This window comes from Dissulfuribacter thermophilus (assembly GCF_001687335.1).
GTDB lineage: Bacteria > Desulfobacterota > Dissulfuribacteria > Dissulfuribacterales > Dissulfuribacteraceae > Dissulfuribacter > Dissulfuribacter thermophilus.
Genome location: NZ_MAGO01000005.1, coordinates 113,561 through 130,521, shown reverse-complemented (window position 1 = coordinate 130,521; position 16,961 = coordinate 113,561). Strand labels below are relative to the sequence as shown.

Below are 16,961 nucleotides of genomic sequence, written 5' to 3'. Positions count from 1 at the left end.
ATATGATAGTTGGAACAGCAAGGATTAGATTGAGATTGAACGGAAATCAGTCATTAAAGGGCAAGAGAAAGGTAATTAAGAGTATAATTGGGCAGGTGTCATCTAGGTTTAACTGTGCTGTGTCAGAAGTTGCCGACCACGATCTTTGGCAGACAAGTGAGATTGGCATTGCAACAGTCGGAAACGATGGGCCAACTATAAATTCTGCCCTAGATAAGATCCTGGATTTTATTGAAAGAAATGTCCAGGCTGAAGTTGTTGGCTCGTCCTATGAAATTATACATTTGGGTAGCGAATAAATGGTCAATCCTTATCCGAGATCCAATAGGGTCAAAGAATTGATACACTTCGAGGTGAGTGAGATGTTGCAGCGCGAGGTCAAGGACCCTCGGCTGCAAGGTATGGTGACGATAGTTGAGGTCGAGGTCACAAAAGATTTGAGGAAGGCAAAGATTTTTGTCTCCGTCTATGGTGCCACTGATACCAGGCAAAAGGCAATGGAAGGTTTGAATCGAGCAAAAGGCTTTATAAGGCATGAACTATGGAAGCGGTTGGATATGAAGAGGGTGCCTGAGATTGAGTTTGTTCTCGACGAACGTGTTGATCATGCCCTGAAGATTGAGAGACTGCTTAGGGAAAGAAGCTAGGGAATTATGGCAAAGGAATCGGCTTGTATAGGTGATCTTAAAAGAGTTGCTGATATCTTAAATGATGGAGAGAATTTTTTGCTCACCTGTCACATACGTCCTGACGGAGACGCCATTGGATCAATGCTTGGACTAGGGCTTGCCCTGGAAGAGGCCGGGAGAACTGTGAGGTATTTTTCTCAGGACCCTGTCCCCCGGTTCTTAGAATTTCTTCCTGGAAGTTCCAGGATTGAAGATAGCTTCGATGAGGACTTTGTCTCAGATGCCGTATTGGTGATTCTTGACTGTAATGAGCCGTCTAGAATAGGAGAACAGGCCGATAGGCTTCTAGAGATTGCAAAGCATGTCGTAGTCCTAGATCATCATTTGGGAGAAAATAAACACTGTGAACAAAGGGAATTAAACGGGGCTGGAAACTGTGAGGGATATATTTGCACTGAGGCCAGCTCGACTTCCATAATTGTTCTAGACCTACTAGAACTTCTCAATTGGCCTATTGGAAAGGACAGTGCCACGGCACTTTATACTGGAATAGTCACTGATACAGGGAGTTTTAGGAATAGTAATACAAATAAGAAGGCCTTTTTGACAGCAGCTAGGCTCCTGGAAGCTGGTGTAGACAATTATTATGTGGCTAATAAGATTTATCAGTCCGTTCCTAGGAAGCGTTTAGAACTCTTGGGGTTAGTGTTAAAGACCCTTGAGGTTCATGAACAGGGTCTTTTTGCCATGATCCACGTAACACCAAAGATGTTTGAGATTACAGGTACAACGGAGGAAGATGCAAGTGACTTCATCAGCTATGCCAGGTGCATTGACACAGTGGAGGTAGCTGCATTTGTCAAAGAATTTCAACCAGGGGTTGTATCAGTCAGTCTTAGGTCAAAACACCTAGTTAATTGCGCAGAGATAGCAAGGCATTTCGGTGGCGGTGGACATTTTCATGCAGCAGGTTTTAGAACTGCTGGTTCAGCCCATGAGATTAGAGAATCGGTTATTGAAGTGGTTCATGATTATTTTGAAAATCATGGATCACAGGGAGTAAGTGGTGTTTGACGGGGTAGTTCTGGTAAACAAACCAGAGTCCATGAGTTCCTTTGAGGTTGTTAAGTTTTTCAAGCGATACCTCAAAAAAAAGGTACGGATAGGACATGCAGGAACTCTGGATCCAATGGCTACGGGCCTTCTCCCCCTTTGTCTAGGTAGGGCCACCAAACTTACACAGTTTATAATGGTAGGGCTCAAAGAATATAGAGGACAGATGGTCCTTGGTAAAAGGACTGACACTTATGATCGAGAAGGAGAAGTCATTGAAGAAAGACCAGTTTCAAGTGACTTGACCATAGAAGATTTAAGGCGGGCTACAAAAAACTTTTTAGGCAAGATTAAACAGGTTCCACCCCCTTTTTCAGCGGCAAAACACAAGGGGACTCCCCTGTACGTCTTTGCAAGGAAGGGGATAAAGGTGGAAAAGGAACCGAAGGAAATTTTTATTAAGGATTTTGAAATTGTTAGATTCCATGGAGGAAACCTGGTAGATTTCAGGATAGTCTGCTCAAAAGGTACCTATGTGCGCAGTATTGTTGACGATTTTGGAAAGATAATTAATACAGGGGCATTCTTAAACAGGCTTTTGCGTACAAAAGTAGGACCTTTTACTCTGGATGAGGCCTACGACCTAGAAGAGATAAAAGGATATTTAGAGGAAGGTCGAATAAGCGAGATAATGTTGGATCAAGAGTATGTTTTGAGTCATATTCCATCGGTTGAAATTGATAGATATACGGCCTCAGATGTGGTTCGTGGGATTTTATTGGATATTCATACCATTGAGGGTTTGTTGAAAAAGCAAAATATAAATGTCGATCCAATAATTCCATATCTTCGATTGAAGGTCGAACCCAATGGAAGTGAAGCATTTACTGTAGCAGTAGCCAATTGGCCTCCTTGTCTAGGAGATGAAAGGGTCAAGATGGCCAAGGTTTTTGTAACACCTATGAATAAAGAATCTAGAATTGAGCGCAGAGTTGAGAAATAAGTGTGGAGGGCCAAGTGCCGTCTATCTCCGCACATAAAAAATATAAGGAGGAATAGGAAAGTGGCCTTAGATGCTGCAAAGAAAAAGGAAATTATTGAAAGATTCAAAACCCATGATGGTGATACCGGTTCTCCAGAGGTTCAGATTGCGCTTTTAAGCGCCAGGATTGATTATCTTACAGAACATTTTAAGACTCATAAAAAAGACCATCATTCAAGGCGTGGGCTTTTGAAGTTGGTGGGAAAACGTAGAAGCCTTTTAAATTATTTAAAAAATAAAGATATTGATAGATATAAACGAATTATTGATGAACTAGGACTAAGAAGATAAAAGGAACGAGGAATGATTAAGGTAAGGACGTGGGTAGATTCAAAAGAATTTTGCATTGAGACAGGAAGGATCGCCAAACAGGCTAATGGATCAGTATTGGTAAGCCAAGGCGATACCGTTGTCCTTGTCACTGCAGTTACCTCAGGGGAAGTAAGGGAAGGTATAGACTTTCTTCCCTTGGTGGTCGACTATCAGGAGATGTTTTATGCGGCTGGTAGGATCCCAGGTGGATATTTCAGGCGGGAGATAGGGCGGCCAAGTGAGAAGGAAATTCTCACCTCTCGTTTCATCGACAGACCCTTGAGGCCAAGATTCCCTGAAGGATACAGGTATGATACCCAAATAATTGCGACTGTTCTTTCGGTAGATCCAGAAAATGACCCTGACGTCTTGGCCATAACAGGGGCTTCTGCTGCACTTCACTGTTCAGACATCCCGTTTGATGGTCCTATTGCTGGGGTGCGCATTGGCAGGGTCAATGGTGAGTACGTGTTGAATCCCACCAAGAGCCAGTTAATGGAATCGGATTTAAATATCATCGTTGCTGGCACTAAAGACGCTATTGTCATGGTAGAAGGTGGTATCGCAGTACTCCCAGAAGATGAAGTGCTGGATGCAATAATGGCTGCCCACAAGGGCCTACAGCCACTCCTTGACCTACAGGAAGAACTTAGAGAAAAGGCTGGAAAGCCTAAGATGCAAGTTCCTGATATTCCTAGGGATGATGAGCTCATAGGAAGGGTGCGCGAACTAGCTTTGAAAGATCTGGAAAAGGCCATTCGCATCCCTACAAAAATGGCTAGGAGTGAGGCCAAAAAAGAGATCAAAGCAAGGGTCATTGAAGACCTTTCAGTGGCCTATCCAGGTAGGGAAAAGGAGATTGCTGGTTATCTCAAGGAGCTTGAAAAAGAGCTCATGAGAGGGCTCATCGTAAATGAAAAGAAGCGCATTGATGGAAGAAAGTTCGATGAAGTAAGGCCTATTTGGTGTAAGGTCGGTGAGCTTCCTAGGACCCACGGGTCAGCTATTTTTACTAGAGGTGAAACTCAGGTAATGGCAGTGGCTACTCTAGGAAGTACCCAAGACGAACAGCGGATTGAGTCTCCTGGAGGAGAATTTTTTAAACACTTTATGGTCCATTATAACTTCCCTCCATACTGCGTTGGAGAGGTAAGGCCACTGAGAGGACCAGCTAGAAGGGATATTGGCCATGGTGCACTGGCAGAAAAGGCCTTGAGTGCAATCGTGCCTCCACCAGAAGACTTTCTTTACACTATTAGAATTGTATCAGAGGTCCTTGAATCCAATGGCTCGTCCTCAATGGCAACGGTTTGCGGCGGTACTCTTGCCATGATGGATGCCGGTATCCCCATAAGGGATATGGTAGCCGGAGTTGCCATGGGACTCATTAAAGAAGGAGATGAAGTGATCATTCTCACCGACATAATAGGGGATGAAGATCACTTAGGTGATATGGACTTTAAGGTTGCAGGTACTGAAGAAGGGGTTACAGCCCTTCAGATGGACATAAAGATATCGGAGATCGACAAGGATATTCTGAAAAAGGCCCTTTTGCAGGCAAAAGAGGCCAGGCTCCACATATTGGCCAAGATGAAAGAGGTCATAGATAAACCACGGGCCAAGCTGTCTGAATATGCCCCAAAGGTGACAACATTGAATATCAATCCGGACAAGATCCGCGATCTCATAGGACCAGGGGGTAAAAATATCAAGGCCATAATTAGCGAATGTGATGTAAAGATAGACGTCGATGATAATGGTCTTGTTAAGATTTTCTCTCCAAACAAAGAGGCAGCCGATAAGGCAATTGAGAGGATACAGGAACTCACCAAGGAAGCCCAGGTTGGAGAGGTTTATCTGGGTAAGGTAAAGCGCATAACAGACTTTGGTGCCTTTGTTGAAATACTCCCTGGAACAGATGGACTTGTCCACATATCCGAACTGGACAACAAGCGGGTTAACAATGTGCGAGACATATTGAAAGAAGGCGATGAGGTTATGGTTAAGGTAATAGAGATCGATCAAATGGGCAGGATAAAACTCAGTCGAAAGGCATTACTTTAAATTGGATACACGCTAGCTTAAAGCGTTTGTAAATATAGTTGGTTAAACTACAAGATGACTATGCAAGATACTACCTTTATTAAGAGTGTTCTCCCTAATGGCATCAGGGTACTTACTGAAAAGGTACCTGGCGTAAGATCCCTTTCTGTAGGGATATGGGTTGGGCATGGGTCAAGGGATGAACATCCAAATGTAAACGGGGTGTCCCACTTTATCGAACATATGATCTTTAAAGGTACAAAAAAGAGGTCTGCCCTCGACATTGCCAAGGCATTTGACAGGATGGGCGGTATCTCCAATGCATTTACTTCTAAGGAAATGATATGTTTTCACGCTAAAGTGATGGACACCCACGAGGAAGATATACTTGAGTTATTAAGTGATATCTTTCTGAATTCTCAATTTTCCCAAGAGGAAGTGGATAGAGAGCGATTGGTAGTCCTCCAAGAGATAAGCATGGTGGAGGACAGTCCAGAGGAGTTAGTACACGATCTGTTTTATCAGCATTTTTGGCCAGAACACGGCCTTGGCAGACCGGTTCTTGGTACTCCAGACACGGTAACTTCTTTTAACGGTCGGGATTTGTCTCAATATGTTAGGGAAAATTTTTCTCCCCAAAAGGTGCTTGTGGCATGTGCGGGTAATGTTGAACATCATTCGTTTTTAAAAAAGGTAGAGGATTTCTTCGGTTCCATGGACGGTGGAGGAGACAACAGGGAGAGAACCCGACCTATAGCCCAAGAGGGAATACGGATTGTGCGAAAGGACCTTGAACAGGCTAACTGCCTCATAGGCTTCGAAGGTCCGTCTTATAGAGATGAAAGAAGATATGAGGCCCTTCTCTTTAACGTCATTCTCGGTGGCTCCATGAGCTCAAGATTGTTTCAGGAGATCAGGGAAAAGAGAGGTCTGGCATATGCGGTATATTCATTTCACACAGGTTATTCGGATACAGGGCTAATAGGTATGTACGCAGGAGTACAGCCTGACAAGGTATACGAAGTCACTGAATTGATGATGAATGAATTGAAAAGACTTGCAGAACATCCGGTGGACGAAAAAGAATTGACCCAGGCAAAGGATCACGTAAAAGGTGGAATCCTTTTGTCTTCTGAGAGTACAGATGCCCGTATGAGTCGCATTGCAAAGCTTGAACTTCTTCTCGGTAGATATTCCACTTTTGAAGAAGTCATACAAAGGATTGATGAAGTTACTCCTGAATTAATCATGAAACTTGCACAAGATTGTCTTAGTGCCCCGAAATCGGCACTTATATTGGGGAACGTTTCATCAAAGCAGGAGACACAACTTGAAGGACTCCTTGTTTCATAATCCCCCTGAGATAGTCGTAGAGATCCAACGGCTCTCTCACGGCAAGGATCTTCCATATCCCACGTATATGACCGAGTTTGCCGTTGGGCTCGATGTATTTGCAGCCGTAGAAAATGAAGAGACTATCCTGCCTCAAGACATCTTTCTGTGTCCCACCGGTTTTAAGGTGGCAATACCTCCTTCCTTTGAGATACAAATCAGACCTAGGAGCGGTCTTGCAATAAAGAAGGGCCTTACCATAGTAAATGCTCCAGGTACCATTGATCCAGACTACAGGGGAGAGGTAAAAATCGGTTTGATCAATCTGGGTAAAGACCCTGTGACCATAAAGCGAGGAGATCGTGTTGCCCAGATGGTGCTCATGCCAAGGTTTTTAATAAGGTGGAAGGAGGTAGACGAACTTTCGAAGACCCAGAGGGACGCAGGGGGATTTGGGCACACGGGGGTCTCTTTTAAATGACCCTTTGCCCATCAAATAAGGTAATTATAGACCTGGACGCAATTTGCCACAATTTTTCTGTCATCAAAAGGGCCCTTCCTGGACCAGCACAGAAGATTATAGCAATAGTAAAATCCGACGCATACGGTCACGGTATGGTAGAAGTTTCGCGAGTCCTCGAGGGGAAAGAGGGACTTTGGGGATTTGGGGTCTCAGAAGTAGGCGAGGCGAGCATCCTCAGAGAATGTGGAATTAAATCCCCGATACTACTTATCTCAGGGATAACAGAAGGGCTTGAACAGCAGGCCTTTGATCTCGATCTTTCTATAGGTATAACTACAAAAGAAGAGATTTTGAGGTTGTCTGATGTTGGAAAAAAGTTAGGCCGTCAAATACAATGCCACTTAAAGATTGATACTGGCATGACGAGATTTGGTCTATCTCAGGAAGATGCCCTTTGGATAATAAAAAAACAATTTGCATTAGAAGGCATAAAGCTAGAAGGCCTCTATTCTCATCTAGCATGCGCAGATGAACCATGTGAGCCATTAAACTTGGAGCAGATTAATAGAGTTCAGGAATTTTTGAAGATGGCAACTGGCTTGGGATGGACTCCTTCGATAACGCATCTGTTAAATTCCGCTGGGATATTTCACTTTAAACAAGCGGCCTTTGATGCAGTTCGAACAGGTATTGCCCTTTATGGAGCGATACCTTTCAATGGACATGATATTAATAAGGAGTTCGGCCTTAAGCCGGCATTGAGTTTTAAGAGCAGGATACACTCCCTGAGAGACGTGCCCAAAGGTTGTAGGGTTGGATATGGTGGCACTTGGACCGCATCTCGACCATCTAAACTTGCCACGATCCCAGTAGGATATGATAATGGTTATCTCAGAAGTCTCTCAAACAGGGCACAGGTTTTAGTAGGGGGAAAGAGAGTCCCCGTTGTGGGAAGGATATCCATGCGAAGCACTGTTATTGATGTTACCGAATGCGGAGAATGTAGGGTCGGGGATGAAGTTGTGTTAATTGGAAAACAGGGGGATGAAGAAATTACCTGTGAAGAGCTTGCGAGATTTGCAGATACCATTACTTATGAGTTATTATGTCTTATTGGAACAAGGAATATCCGCGTGTTTTGTTGATTAATTAATGATTATTTGTGGCTAATAAGTAGTTATTAAAAAAGGTGATATCGTGTTTGGTATAGGTGTCCCAGAGCTTATAGTAATTTTCGCCATAGCGCTTATAGTTTTAGGCCCTGAGCAATTGCCTCAAGTGGCCAAGAAAATCGCACGTTTTGTCAATGATTTAAAAAGAACAGCCGATGAGTTCAAATCTGAGTTTGACGTGGACGACGTTACTGATTTAAAGCTATTGGATAAAATGGAGCTTCCGGAACTCGATCAGGCTAAGCGCCCTCCAGGAGGGCTTGGCGGAGACTGGAAGCCTGCCAAGGGGCATGCCAAGGAGATCGAGGAGAAGGAAAAAGGGGAAAGTTCTATTAAGGAAGTTGTAAGGAATCAGGAGAGTGAACAGTCAGGTACTGAAGACTCTAGAGCATCTTGACTTAGCACCATTTAGGCACCATCTGGAAGAACTGCGTTCTCGGCTGTTAAAGGTCCTAGCCTTTTTTTGTACCATCTTCCTCCTGGCATATTGGTTCTCAGAAGAGATTATGCGAATCCTCCTTACGCCGCTTTCATCTTCTTATCTTGGCTCTAGTCATGGACTTGTCTACACTGCCCTAACAGAGGGCTTTTTCGCCTATCTAAAGATAGCTTTCTGGACGGCGCTTTTATTAACTACTCCATTTTTTGTCTATCAAGCCTGGGCATTTGTTGCTCCGGGGCTTTATCCAAAGGAAAAGAGTTTTTTGAGAAGGATCGTTTTTTGGGGAGGAGCTCTTTTTTTCGCAGGTGGACTTTTTGGCTTCTTTGTCCTCTTTCCCACTCTTCTCGCATTTTCCCTTGGTTATGCTGCACAAGACCTATTACCAATGCCAAGGATTGGTCAATATGTAGTTCTACTGGTGAAATTTGTGTTTTTTACAGGACTTGTCTTTGAGGTCCCGTTTACCATGGCGTTGGCGATTGAAAGCGGGATTATTGAGAGAGAGACTATCAAGAAGAAACGTAAGTTTTTTTTAATAGGCCTCTATGCCCTGAGTGCCTTTTTGGTCCCAACCGACATCTTTTCTCAGATATTGCTATTTGGCCCTCTATGGCTTTTGTTTGAATTGGGGCTGAAGCTGTCAATATTTATCCACAAAAGGAATGATTGATTTCATAGATCAAAACGTATTTGTTTGTACTCTATAATAATTTTTATGGGATCTTATTTAGACAAAAAGGTTGTACTCAAGAAAGAATGACTGTATTAAATCGTATAAAATTCTTCACAAGGTAAGGGCTCACTGGGTACTGAAAAGTACTATGCAATCATGCCTAGTGCTCGATATCTATGGGCATTACAGAGATTGCTGTTTACAGTTCATTGGATATAAGTAACACTGTAATTGATTTTAGGGGTATAAAGTGGAGTATTATCCGGCATTTTTGGACATTGAAGGAAAACTTGTAGTAGTAATCGGAGGAGGGAGGGTCGCTTTTAGGAAGGTTAAGTCCCTATTAGAGGCAGGGGCTAAATGTCGTGTGGTGAGCCCAGTTCTTCATGAGGGATTAGTAGAATTTCGTGACAATGGAGATATTGAATATATTAACGATGTTTTTAAGGAAGAATACCTCGATGGCGCATGGCTCATAGTAGCAGCTACAAATGATCCAGAAACCCAGGATAGGGTCTTTAATGCCGCTCAAAGAAACAGGATATTTTGTAATGTAGTTGATGTGCCCTCCCGTTGTAGCTTTATAGTGCCGTCGGTTGTCAAGCGTGGGGCATTAAAGATTGCAATCTCTACAAGTGGCCTTGGTCCAGGGCTTTCAAAGAATATACGCAAAGAGCTTGAAAAACAATTTCCCGAGTCCATTTCTCAATATATAGAGTGTGTGGGGAAGCTTAGAAGACTCATTATAAACAATCTTAAAAATGATGATGAAAAGAAAAGAGCCCTTAAAATCCTCTTTGACTTAAAGTCAGCTCAATGTTTTATTGACGGTGATAAACAGGGCATTAGACAGTGGGCTAAGAAAATTGGTGGTGAAGAGGCCCTAAAGATTGTGAGGAATTATTATGGATAGGTTTTTTTTCGTCCTTGCCTTCTTGGTCTATGGGGTGAGTTTTGGAGGTTTTTTTGTCCATATGATCACCCTTAAAAAACCAGTAAAAAGGGCGGCTCTTTGGGTGTTGTTTTGCGGTTTTATCCTACATGGCCTCTCAATTGGAGCTAGATGGTATGAGTCTGGGCATCCTCCTGTTGTCAACTTTCATGAGACCTTATCTTTTGTCGCCTTTTTCATGACTGGCCTCTATCTGGCTTTAGAGCAAAAATATCGCTTAAAGACTATTGGAACGTTTGTTACCCCCATTATTCTCTTGATTATGGCAGCTGCAGCAGTCCAGCCCCAGCGGGTGGTCCCTCTGCCGCCAGCACTGCAGAGTATATGGCTTCCAATTCATGCAACGATTTGTCTAATTTCATATGCAGTTTTCGCTCTTTCCTTCTGTATATCTGTAATGTTTCTCATTCAGGAGAGGCAGATTAAGAAAAAACACCTTGGGGGGCTGTTTAAAAGGCTTCCATCGCTCGATGCCCTAGACGTAATGAATGAGCGTTGTCTTAAGGTAGGGTTTCCGCTGTTAACTATTGGGATTGTAACTGGATCTATATGGGCGGAAGAGGCCTGGGGAAGGTATTGGGGCTGGGACCCAAAAGAGACCTGGTCCCTAATTACGTGGCTGTGGTATGCGGCGATACTGCATCAGCGTCTTACTGTTGGTTGGAGAGGACGAAGGGCTGCAATAATGACCATTATCGGGTTCCTGACCCTTATATTCACATTCATAGGGGTGAATTTCCTGTTATCTGGAGAGCACAGCTATGTCTCAAGGTTTTAAGCAGCAGACTATACTTCTCATAGGAGTAAATCACAAAACTGCCCCTGTGGAGGTCCGGGAACCTCTAGCCCTTAAAGGTGCCGAAGAAGAACCTGTTAAGCTCTTTGCCCAAATCCCTCCTGTAGACGAGGTCTTATTCCTCTCAACATGTAATAGGGTGGAAGTGCTTTTTACCAGTACTGACCCCAAAAGGGCATTAATAGAGCTAAAGGAACTTTGGGCACAAAAAAGCGGGCTCCCAGTGCCTACTATCGATGAACATGTATATGAATATAGGAACGAAGATGCCATAAGGCACATTTTCATGGTTGCCTCAAGTCTAGATTCAATGGTGGTAGGAGAACCCCAGATACTTGGTCAATTAAAAGACGCCTATAGACATGCCTCGGATTTTAAGACCACTGGGATGGTCTTAAATAGGCTTTTACACAAGGCCTTTTCTGTGGCTAAGAAGGTGAGAACTGAGACAAAGATTGGAAGTCAGGCGGTTTCTATTAGTTATGCTGCAGTGGAGCTTGCAAGAAAAATTTTTGGAGAATTGTCAGACAAGGTGGCCATGCTAATAGGGGCTGGCGAGATGGCAGAACTAGCTGCTCAACACCTAATTTCCAACGGTGTGAAGGGCCTAATCGTGGCAAACAGGACGCTGGAGCGGGCAGTGGAACTCTCCACTCAGCTTGGTGGAGATGCTATTGGCCTTGATGAAATAGAAGATGCGCTGGTAAAGGCGGATATTGTCATTAGTTCCACTGGTGCACCTGGTTTGGTGTTGACAAAGGACCAGGTCAAACGCGCTATGCGTCCAAGGCGACACAGACTACTCTTCCTTATAGATATCGCTGTGCCAAGGGATATTGATCCGGCAATAAATGATATTGAAAATGTTTATCTTTATGACATAGACGATTTAAAAGGAGTAGTAGAGGAGAATAAGCAAGAAAGGGCGAAAGAAGCGAAAAAGGCAGAGAGGATGGTGGAGGAAGAACTTTTAAAGTTTCTTTCATGGATGAAGACCCTCGACGTACTGCCTGTAATCCAGGGAATACAAGAAAAGGCCGAGGCCATAAGAAGAAGAGAGTTGGAAAGGAGTAAAAAATATCTAGGCAATCTCTCTGATGATCAATTAGAGGCTATAGAGAGGCTTACCAATTCCATAGTTCAAAAGATTCTCCATGATCCCATAGTATGCCTTAGAAAGAATGCCTCCAATGAAGAGTGTGTAAAAGCACTTCTTGATACCACTTCAATCCTTTTCAATCTGGATTCAAATTAATCACAAGTATTCAGTAATTACCAAATTGTTCGTCGTACGCACCCTTTTCATGGATTGCTACTGAATTACACAGCCTCATTCACTCTTAAAACAGATTGGCAGAATCTTTGTCATAAGAATTTCTTGATTTGTATCAAGGAAAGCAGATACTGTAACTAGTATTGTAATCTTAAAATCACTTCTACTAAAAGGAGGAAGAGACTATGTTTTGTTTTCAATGTGAACAAACTGCCAAGGGAAAAGGCTGTGAAGTAATAGGGGTTTGCGGAAAGGACGAGACAACCGCTGATCTTCAGGACCTTCTGGTCTATGCCCTCAAGGGATTTGCAGAAGTCTCTTTAAAGGCAAGGGAAAAGGGCATTACAGATCGTGATGGTGAGCGTTTTATGCTCGCAGCCCTTTTTTCAACATTGACCAACGTGAATTTTGATCCAGCCAGACTCGCAGAGCTCATAAAAGAGACACTTGAAAGACGAGACGAACTTAAGTCCAAGATTGGAGAAGAATTCACTTCAGATGCTGCTACCTTCACGCTTGGCTCTTCCATGGATGAGATGATTGAAAAGGCCAAAAGTGTTGGAATAAAGGCTGACCCATCAGTAGACGAAGACATCCTGTCTTTGAGGGAAACTCTCATTTACGGACTTAAGGGTGTGGCAGCCTATGGATACCATGCAAGTATCCTTGGCAAGGAAGATGATTATGTCTTTGAATTTGTCGAACGTGGACTCGCCTCCACTTTGAGGACAGATATATCACTAGAAGATTGGGTAAATCTCGTGCTTGAATGCGGCAAAGCAAACCTTAAGGCTATGGAACTATTGGATGCTGCCAACACTGGAACTTATGGTCATCCTGTTCCAACCGAGGTTCCTCTAGGCCATAAAAAGGGTAAGGCAATTTTGGTCTCAGGGCATGATCTAAAGGATTTGGAAGAGATTTTGAAACAAAGTGAGGGTAAAGGGATCTATGTATATACCCATGGAGAGATGCTTCCAACCCATGGATATCCTGAACTCAAGAAGTATCCTCACTTCTATGGACATTTCGGCACTGCCTGGCAGAACCAGCAAAAGGAATTTCCCCAGTTCCCAGGCCCAATTGTCATGACTACAAACTGTATTCAAAAGCCTATTGATACCTACAAGGACAACATCTTCACTTGTGGTGTAGTGGCCTGGCCAGGAGTCAAACACATCAAGGATCACGATTTCACTCCTGTTATAGAAAAGGCCCTTGAGATGCCAGGGTTTGATTCAGACGAAGACAAGGGCAGCGTAATGGTTGGCTTTGGAAGAAATGCCATCCTGGGAGTTGCAGATAAGATTATTGAAGCAGTGAAATCTGGGGCCATTAGGCATTTCTTCCTTGTGGCAGGCTGCGATGGGGCCAAGCCAGGGAGAAATTATTATACAGAGTTTGTGGAAAAGGTCCCAGAGGATTGCGTTGTCCTGACTCTTGCATGTGGCAAGTTTAGATTCTTTGATAAAAAGCTAGGGGATATAGGTGGCATACCAAGGCTCTTAGATGTGGGCCAGTGTAATGACGCTTATTCCGCAATTGAAGTTGCCTTGGCTCTGGCAAAGGCCTTTGACTGTGACGTGAATGAACTACCATTGTCCCTAGTACTTTCCTGGTATGAGCAAAAGGCAGTAGCAATTCTTCTGACACTATTGTACCTTGGCATAAAGAATATTAAGCTTGGTCCAAGCTTGCCGGCATTTCTCTCTGAAAATGTGTTGAATTTATTGGTGGAAAAATACAACATAAAACCGATTACCACGCCAGATGAGGATTTAAAGGAGATTTTAGGCGACTAAGACCATCCCAAAAGGGCTGAGGCCAAGGGAAGACCTCAGCCCTTTTTTTGAAGGGAGATTGAAAAGTGAAGTGCCCAGGTCAGGATACAAGATACTGGAATCAAGAGGCCATATTTGAGGCAAAGTGCCCAAACTGTGGGGCAGACATTGAGTTTTTTAAGGATGATTCCAAAAGAAAATGTCCGTCTTGTGGAAAAGAGGTGCCAAATCCCAGAATGGATTTTGGATGTGCTGCCTATTGTCCTTATGCTGAACAGTGTCTTGGAGCAGTTCCTGAGGGTCTGAAGTCCCAGAAAGATGAACTCTTAAGGGAAAGATTGGCCCAACTGGCAAAAAAGCTTGCAGGAACGGATTTCAAGCTCATAAAAAAGATCTCCCAGTCTGTTGCTGATATAGAACCGGTGGCCAAGGAACAGGGCCTAGATTTATCCATTGCAGTACCCGCTGCATATCTCATTCAAATTCCCATGGAAAAATACCAGGAATCTGATTTGGCTGGTCCCTGTGATTTACTTTTAAGGGCAGGTCTTAGCGAGGAAAAGGCTAGGCAAGTGGATGAAATTGTTAGGGATGCACAAAAACATGAAGATCCCATTCAGGCCTTGATCGCATTGCTAAAGAGATAGCCTGCACAAGTCTATTGTAGCCACTACTAATGCATCAACAACTGCTGCCATTCTATGAAAATCCAGGGTTTGGGGTAGATCAGTTGGCCGATGGTAGTTTGGATTTCGATAAAAGGCGGTGTCCGTAACCATCACCGCCCTATATCCAAACTTGTAAAAGGCCCAGTGATCAGAAAAATCTGATCCTATTACCCAAAAGGGTGCATTTATGCTCTCAGTTGGAATGGTGCCAGCTTTTAAAAACGAGGCCTTAAGTCTTTTGGTAAGCCCTTTGGACCACAGATTTCCCACCAGACCAATGAAATTACCAATGTTGGAGTAAATCCCCTTCATGAAGGGAACAGGAAAAGATTGACTATTGGGACTGTCGCTATAATATCCAATCATCTCCAGACACACCATTCCTTTAAGGTCAATATCAGATTTTTTAAGGTGTTTTGCCAGGTGATAGCTTCCCATGTTTCTTGTCCTGTAACATGGAGGTTCTTCTAGGGAAAATGCAGCAAGCACTACATCATCAGGAAGATGCTTCCCTAAGATCCTTGATAGTTCTATGAGTCCAGCTATTCCGCTTGCGTTGTCGTCTGCCCCTGGAGTGGTGGAAACAGTGTCGTAATGGGCTCCAATGACTAGGATTGGTTCTTTATCAATGTGTTGGGAGATACCATTATGGTTACTCGCTATGACATTCCAATATATATTGCCCCTATACTGAAAATCTTGGAGCCAGATCTTCCGTCCCTGTAATTCAAACTCCTTTATTATGAAATCGCGCGTTTTATCTAGGCTGTGAGTGGCAGAATAATGCCTTGGCCCTATTTTAAGGGCAAGATGGTCAACAATACGCCTTAATTCAATTGGATCGGCCTTTTTAAGAGCATTCATAAAAAGCTTGACAGTTTTATTTTTTAGACTGATAACTAAATTAATGGTATACGATTTTTTACAAGAAATTACAACTAGTCATTACCTTAGTCCTGAGATTAGAGCCTCATTAGAGAATGCGTTAAGCTATGTAAAAGGCATAGAGTTAGATTTAGAGGAGATTGATGGTATTGAAATCAATCCATCTATTGAGCTAATAGAAGACGAAGGACAGCGTTTTTTCCTGGTTTATAAGCATCCTTTAGATGGCGAATTACGTCTTAGACCGGCAACCTCACAGGATCTATTGGCACTCAAGATTGTGGCGGAACACCTTGATTTGAAGGCTGTTTCCAGTGATTTCAATGTGTCAATAGGAGATATTGAGTCAACTATATGGGATGCGATCGATGAGGGGCTACTGGTCATACCTCATCCAAAGATAAAAAGAGATAAATCTTCTTTTCCAGAAAACGCCTTTACAGAAGGACTTATTTCTCCGAGGGTTTTCAGCCTTCAATGGCATATCACTCAACGCTGCGACTTACACTGCAAACACTGTTATGATCGGAGCGAAAGGGCCCCTCTTAGCCTGGAAAAGGCGTTTGAGGTACTAGAGGAGCTTAGGGAGTTTTGCTGGGGTCACTTTGTAAGAGGGCATGTTTGCTTTAGTGGGGGGAATCCATTTTTATATCCACATTTCAAGGAGATATATGAAGGGGCCATAAAAATGGGCTTTATGGTCTCTATTCTTGGAAATCCAGTGCCACGAGAGTGGCTTGAAGCGATGCTGAAAATTGGAATGCCAAATTACTATCAGGTGAGTCTGGAGGGACTTGAAGAGACAAACGATGCCATTCGGGGTACCGGACACTTTAAGCGTACCCTGGATTTTCTCACCTTATTGAGGGAATTAGGTGTGGATTCCTCAGTGATGTTGACTCTTACCAACAAGAATATCGATGAGGTGATCCCCCTTTCTAAGATTTTGGACCAATATACAGACAGTTTTACCTTTAATAGATTGAGCGTCGTTGGAGAAGGGGCACGGCTCTCCCTGCCAAAGAGAGAAAAGTTTTGGAGCTTTTTGGAAGAGTTTATGACCTCATCAGAGGAGATAGAGTGTATATATTTTAAGGATAATCTTATAAATGTACTTTTAGACAGAGAGGGTAAGGAGCCCTTTGATGGATGTACTGGTTTTGGATGCGGGGCCGCATTTAACTTTGTAGCCCTTCTTTCTGACGGAGAGGTTCATGCCTGCCGGAAGTTCCCTTCCTTTCTGGGAAATATTTTTGAACAAGGCCTTGAAACAATCTATTACTCAGACCGTGCGCAAAAGTATAGAAATAGACCAGCTGAGTGTAGGACTTGCAGATTGAGCCCGGCGTGCGGGGGCTGTTTTGCCAGTGCTAATAGCTTCGGTCTAGACATTTTTTCTGAAAAAGATCCATTTTGTCCCATTGGGGACAAAAAATAAAAAAGGA

At 43.3% G+C, this 16,961-nt stretch carries 18 protein-coding genes; 17 read left to right on the top strand and 1 reads right to left on the bottom strand.

What is annotated here, in order from left to right; genetic code table 11:
- Positions 1–2 precede the first annotated feature (2 nt).
- From DBT_RS05640 to DBT_RS05565, 16 genes are all read left to right on the top strand, one after another.
- Positions 3–299, top strand: coding sequence for a DUF503 domain-containing protein (locus tag DBT_RS05640; protein ID WP_067617569.1), 297 nt, complete (start codon positions 3–5; stop codon positions 297–299).
- Positions 300–647: a 30S ribosome-binding factor RbfA gene (gene rbfA, locus DBT_RS05635; protein ID WP_067617566.1), complete on the top strand. Its 348-nt coding sequence runs from the start codon at positions 300–302 to the stop codon at positions 645–647.
- 6 nt (positions 648–653) lie between these two features.
- On the top strand, positions 654–1,703 hold the full coding sequence (locus DBT_RS05630; RefSeq protein WP_067617563.1) for a DHH family phosphoesterase: 1,050 nt from the start codon (positions 654–656) through the stop codon (positions 1,701–1,703).
- Positions 1,696–2,685 carry a tRNA pseudouridine(55) synthase TruB gene (truB, locus tag DBT_RS05625; RefSeq protein WP_067617560.1) on the top strand — a complete coding sequence of 330 codons (990 nt, stop codon included), beginning with the start codon at positions 1,696–1,698 and terminating at the stop codon, positions 2,683–2,685. Before DBT_RS05630 ends, truB begins: the two co-directional genes overlap by 8 nt.
- A 60-nt stretch (positions 2,686–2,745) precedes the next feature.
- Entirely contained in the window at positions 2,746–3,015 is a 270-nt protein-coding gene (rpsO, locus tag DBT_RS05620) for a 30S ribosomal protein S15 (RefSeq protein WP_067617782.1), read from the top strand.
- A gap of 12 nt (positions 3,016–3,027) precedes the next feature.
- The gene (gene pnp / locus DBT_RS05615) at positions 3,028–5,100 is read left to right on the top strand and encodes a polyribonucleotide nucleotidyltransferase (protein WP_067617557.1); all 2,073 of its coding nucleotides are present in this window, start codon (positions 3,028–3,030) and stop codon (positions 5,098–5,100) included.
- 60 nt (positions 5,101–5,160) lie between these two features.
- The gene (locus DBT_RS05610; protein WP_067617554.1) at positions 5,161–6,432 is read left to right on the top strand and encodes a M16 family metallopeptidase; all 1,272 of its coding nucleotides are present in this window, start codon (positions 5,161–5,163) and stop codon (positions 6,430–6,432) included.
- On the top strand, positions 6,410–6,892 hold the full coding sequence (gene dut, locus DBT_RS05605) for a dUTP diphosphatase (protein ID WP_279614864.1): 483 nt from the start codon (positions 6,410–6,412) through the stop codon (positions 6,890–6,892). The genes DBT_RS05610 and dut overlap by 23 nt, the downstream gene beginning before the upstream one ends.
- A complete protein-coding gene (gene alr, locus DBT_RS05600; RefSeq protein ID WP_067617551.1) occupies positions 6,889–8,019 on the top strand; it encodes an alanine racemase in 1,131 nt (376 codons plus the stop codon). The genes dut and alr overlap by 4 nt, the downstream gene beginning before the upstream one ends.
- 52 nt (positions 8,020–8,071) lie before the next feature.
- The gene (locus DBT_RS05595) at positions 8,072–8,443 is read left to right on the top strand and encodes a twin-arginine translocase TatA/TatE family subunit (RefSeq protein WP_067617548.1); all 372 of its coding nucleotides are present in this window, start codon (positions 8,072–8,074) and stop codon (positions 8,441–8,443) included.
- On the top strand, positions 8,406–9,158 hold the full coding sequence (gene tatC, locus DBT_RS05590; protein WP_067617545.1) for a twin-arginine translocase subunit TatC: 753 nt from the start codon (positions 8,406–8,408) through the stop codon (positions 9,156–9,158). The genes DBT_RS05595 and tatC overlap by 38 nt, the downstream gene beginning before the upstream one ends.
- 253 nt (positions 9,159–9,411) lie before the next feature.
- Positions 9,412–10,074 carry a precorrin-2 dehydrogenase/sirohydrochlorin ferrochelatase family protein gene (locus DBT_RS05585; protein ID WP_067617542.1) on the top strand — a complete coding sequence of 221 codons (663 nt, stop codon included), beginning with the start codon at positions 9,412–9,414 and terminating at the stop codon, positions 10,072–10,074.
- Positions 10,067–10,891, top strand: coding sequence for a c-type cytochrome biogenesis protein CcsB (gene ccsB, locus DBT_RS05580; RefSeq protein WP_067617539.1), 825 nt, complete (start codon positions 10,067–10,069; stop codon positions 10,889–10,891). Before DBT_RS05585 ends, ccsB begins: the two co-directional genes overlap by 8 nt.
- Positions 10,875–12,164 (top strand): glutamyl-tRNA reductase, encoded by a 1,290-nt coding sequence (hemA, locus tag DBT_RS05575; protein ID WP_067617536.1) that lies wholly within the window; start codon positions 10,875–10,877, stop codon positions 12,162–12,164. The genes ccsB and hemA overlap by 17 nt, the downstream gene beginning before the upstream one ends.
- A 203-nt stretch (positions 12,165–12,367) precedes the next feature.
- Positions 12,368–13,984: a hydroxylamine reductase gene (gene hcp / locus DBT_RS05570; protein ID WP_067617533.1), complete on the top strand. Its 1,617-nt coding sequence runs from the start codon at positions 12,368–12,370 to the stop codon at positions 13,982–13,984.
- A gap of 65 nt (positions 13,985–14,049) precedes the next feature.
- Positions 14,050–14,610, top strand: coding sequence for a TFIIB-type zinc ribbon-containing protein (locus DBT_RS05565; protein WP_067617530.1), 561 nt, complete (start codon positions 14,050–14,052; stop codon positions 14,608–14,610).
- Here the strand turns inward: DBT_RS05565 and DBT_RS05560 are convergent.
- Positions 14,599–15,495: a M28 family peptidase gene (locus DBT_RS05560; RefSeq protein WP_067617527.1), complete on the bottom strand. Its 897-nt coding sequence runs from the start codon at positions 15,493–15,495 to the stop codon at positions 14,599–14,601. The two genes, DBT_RS05565 and DBT_RS05560, sit on opposite strands and share 12 nt — an antisense overlap.
- Positions 15,496–15,538: 43 nt before the next feature.
- Here DBT_RS05560 and sbtM point away from each other — a divergent pair, with 43 nt between their 5' ends.
- Positions 15,539–16,954: a thio(seleno)oxazole modification radical SAM maturase SbtM gene (sbtM, locus tag DBT_RS05555; RefSeq protein ID WP_141674223.1), complete on the top strand. Its 1,416-nt coding sequence runs from the start codon at positions 15,539–15,541 to the stop codon at positions 16,952–16,954.
- The last annotated feature ends 7 nt before the right edge of the window (positions 16,955–16,961 follow it).

Coding starts and splice junctions, on each gene's coding strand:
- DBT_RS05640 (WP_067617569.1), top strand. CDS start 3: ATGATAGTTGGAACAGCAAGGATTAGATTGAGATTGAACGGAAATCAG.
- rbfA (WP_067617566.1), top strand. CDS start 300: ATGGTCAATCCTTATCCGAGATCCAATAGGGTCAAAGAATTGATACAC.
- DBT_RS05630 (WP_067617563.1), top strand. CDS start 654: ATGGCAAAGGAATCGGCTTGTATAGGTGATCTTAAAAGAGTTGCTGAT.
- pnp (WP_067617557.1), top strand. CDS start 3,028: ATGATTAAGGTAAGGACGTGGGTAGATTCAAAAGAATTTTGCATTGAG.
- DBT_RS05610 (WP_067617554.1), top strand. CDS start 5,161: ATGCAAGATACTACCTTTATTAAGAGTGTTCTCCCTAATGGCATCAGG.
- alr (WP_067617551.1), top strand. CDS start 6,889: ATGACCCTTTGCCCATCAAATAAGGTAATTATAGACCTGGACGCAATT.
- ccsB (WP_067617539.1), top strand. CDS start 10,067: ATGGATAGGTTTTTTTTCGTCCTTGCCTTCTTGGTCTATGGGGTGAGT.
- hemA (WP_067617536.1), top strand. CDS start 10,875: ATGTCTCAAGGTTTTAAGCAGCAGACTATACTTCTCATAGGAGTAAAT.
- hcp (WP_067617533.1), top strand. CDS start 12,368: ATGTTTTGTTTTCAATGTGAACAAACTGCCAAGGGAAAAGGCTGTGAA.
- DBT_RS05560 (WP_067617527.1), bottom strand. CDS start 15,495: ATGAATGCTCTTAAAAAGGCCGATCCAATTGAATTAAGGCGTATTGTT.
- sbtM (WP_141674223.1), top strand. CDS start 15,539: ATGGTATACGATTTTTTACAAGAAATTACAACTAGTCATTACCTTAGT.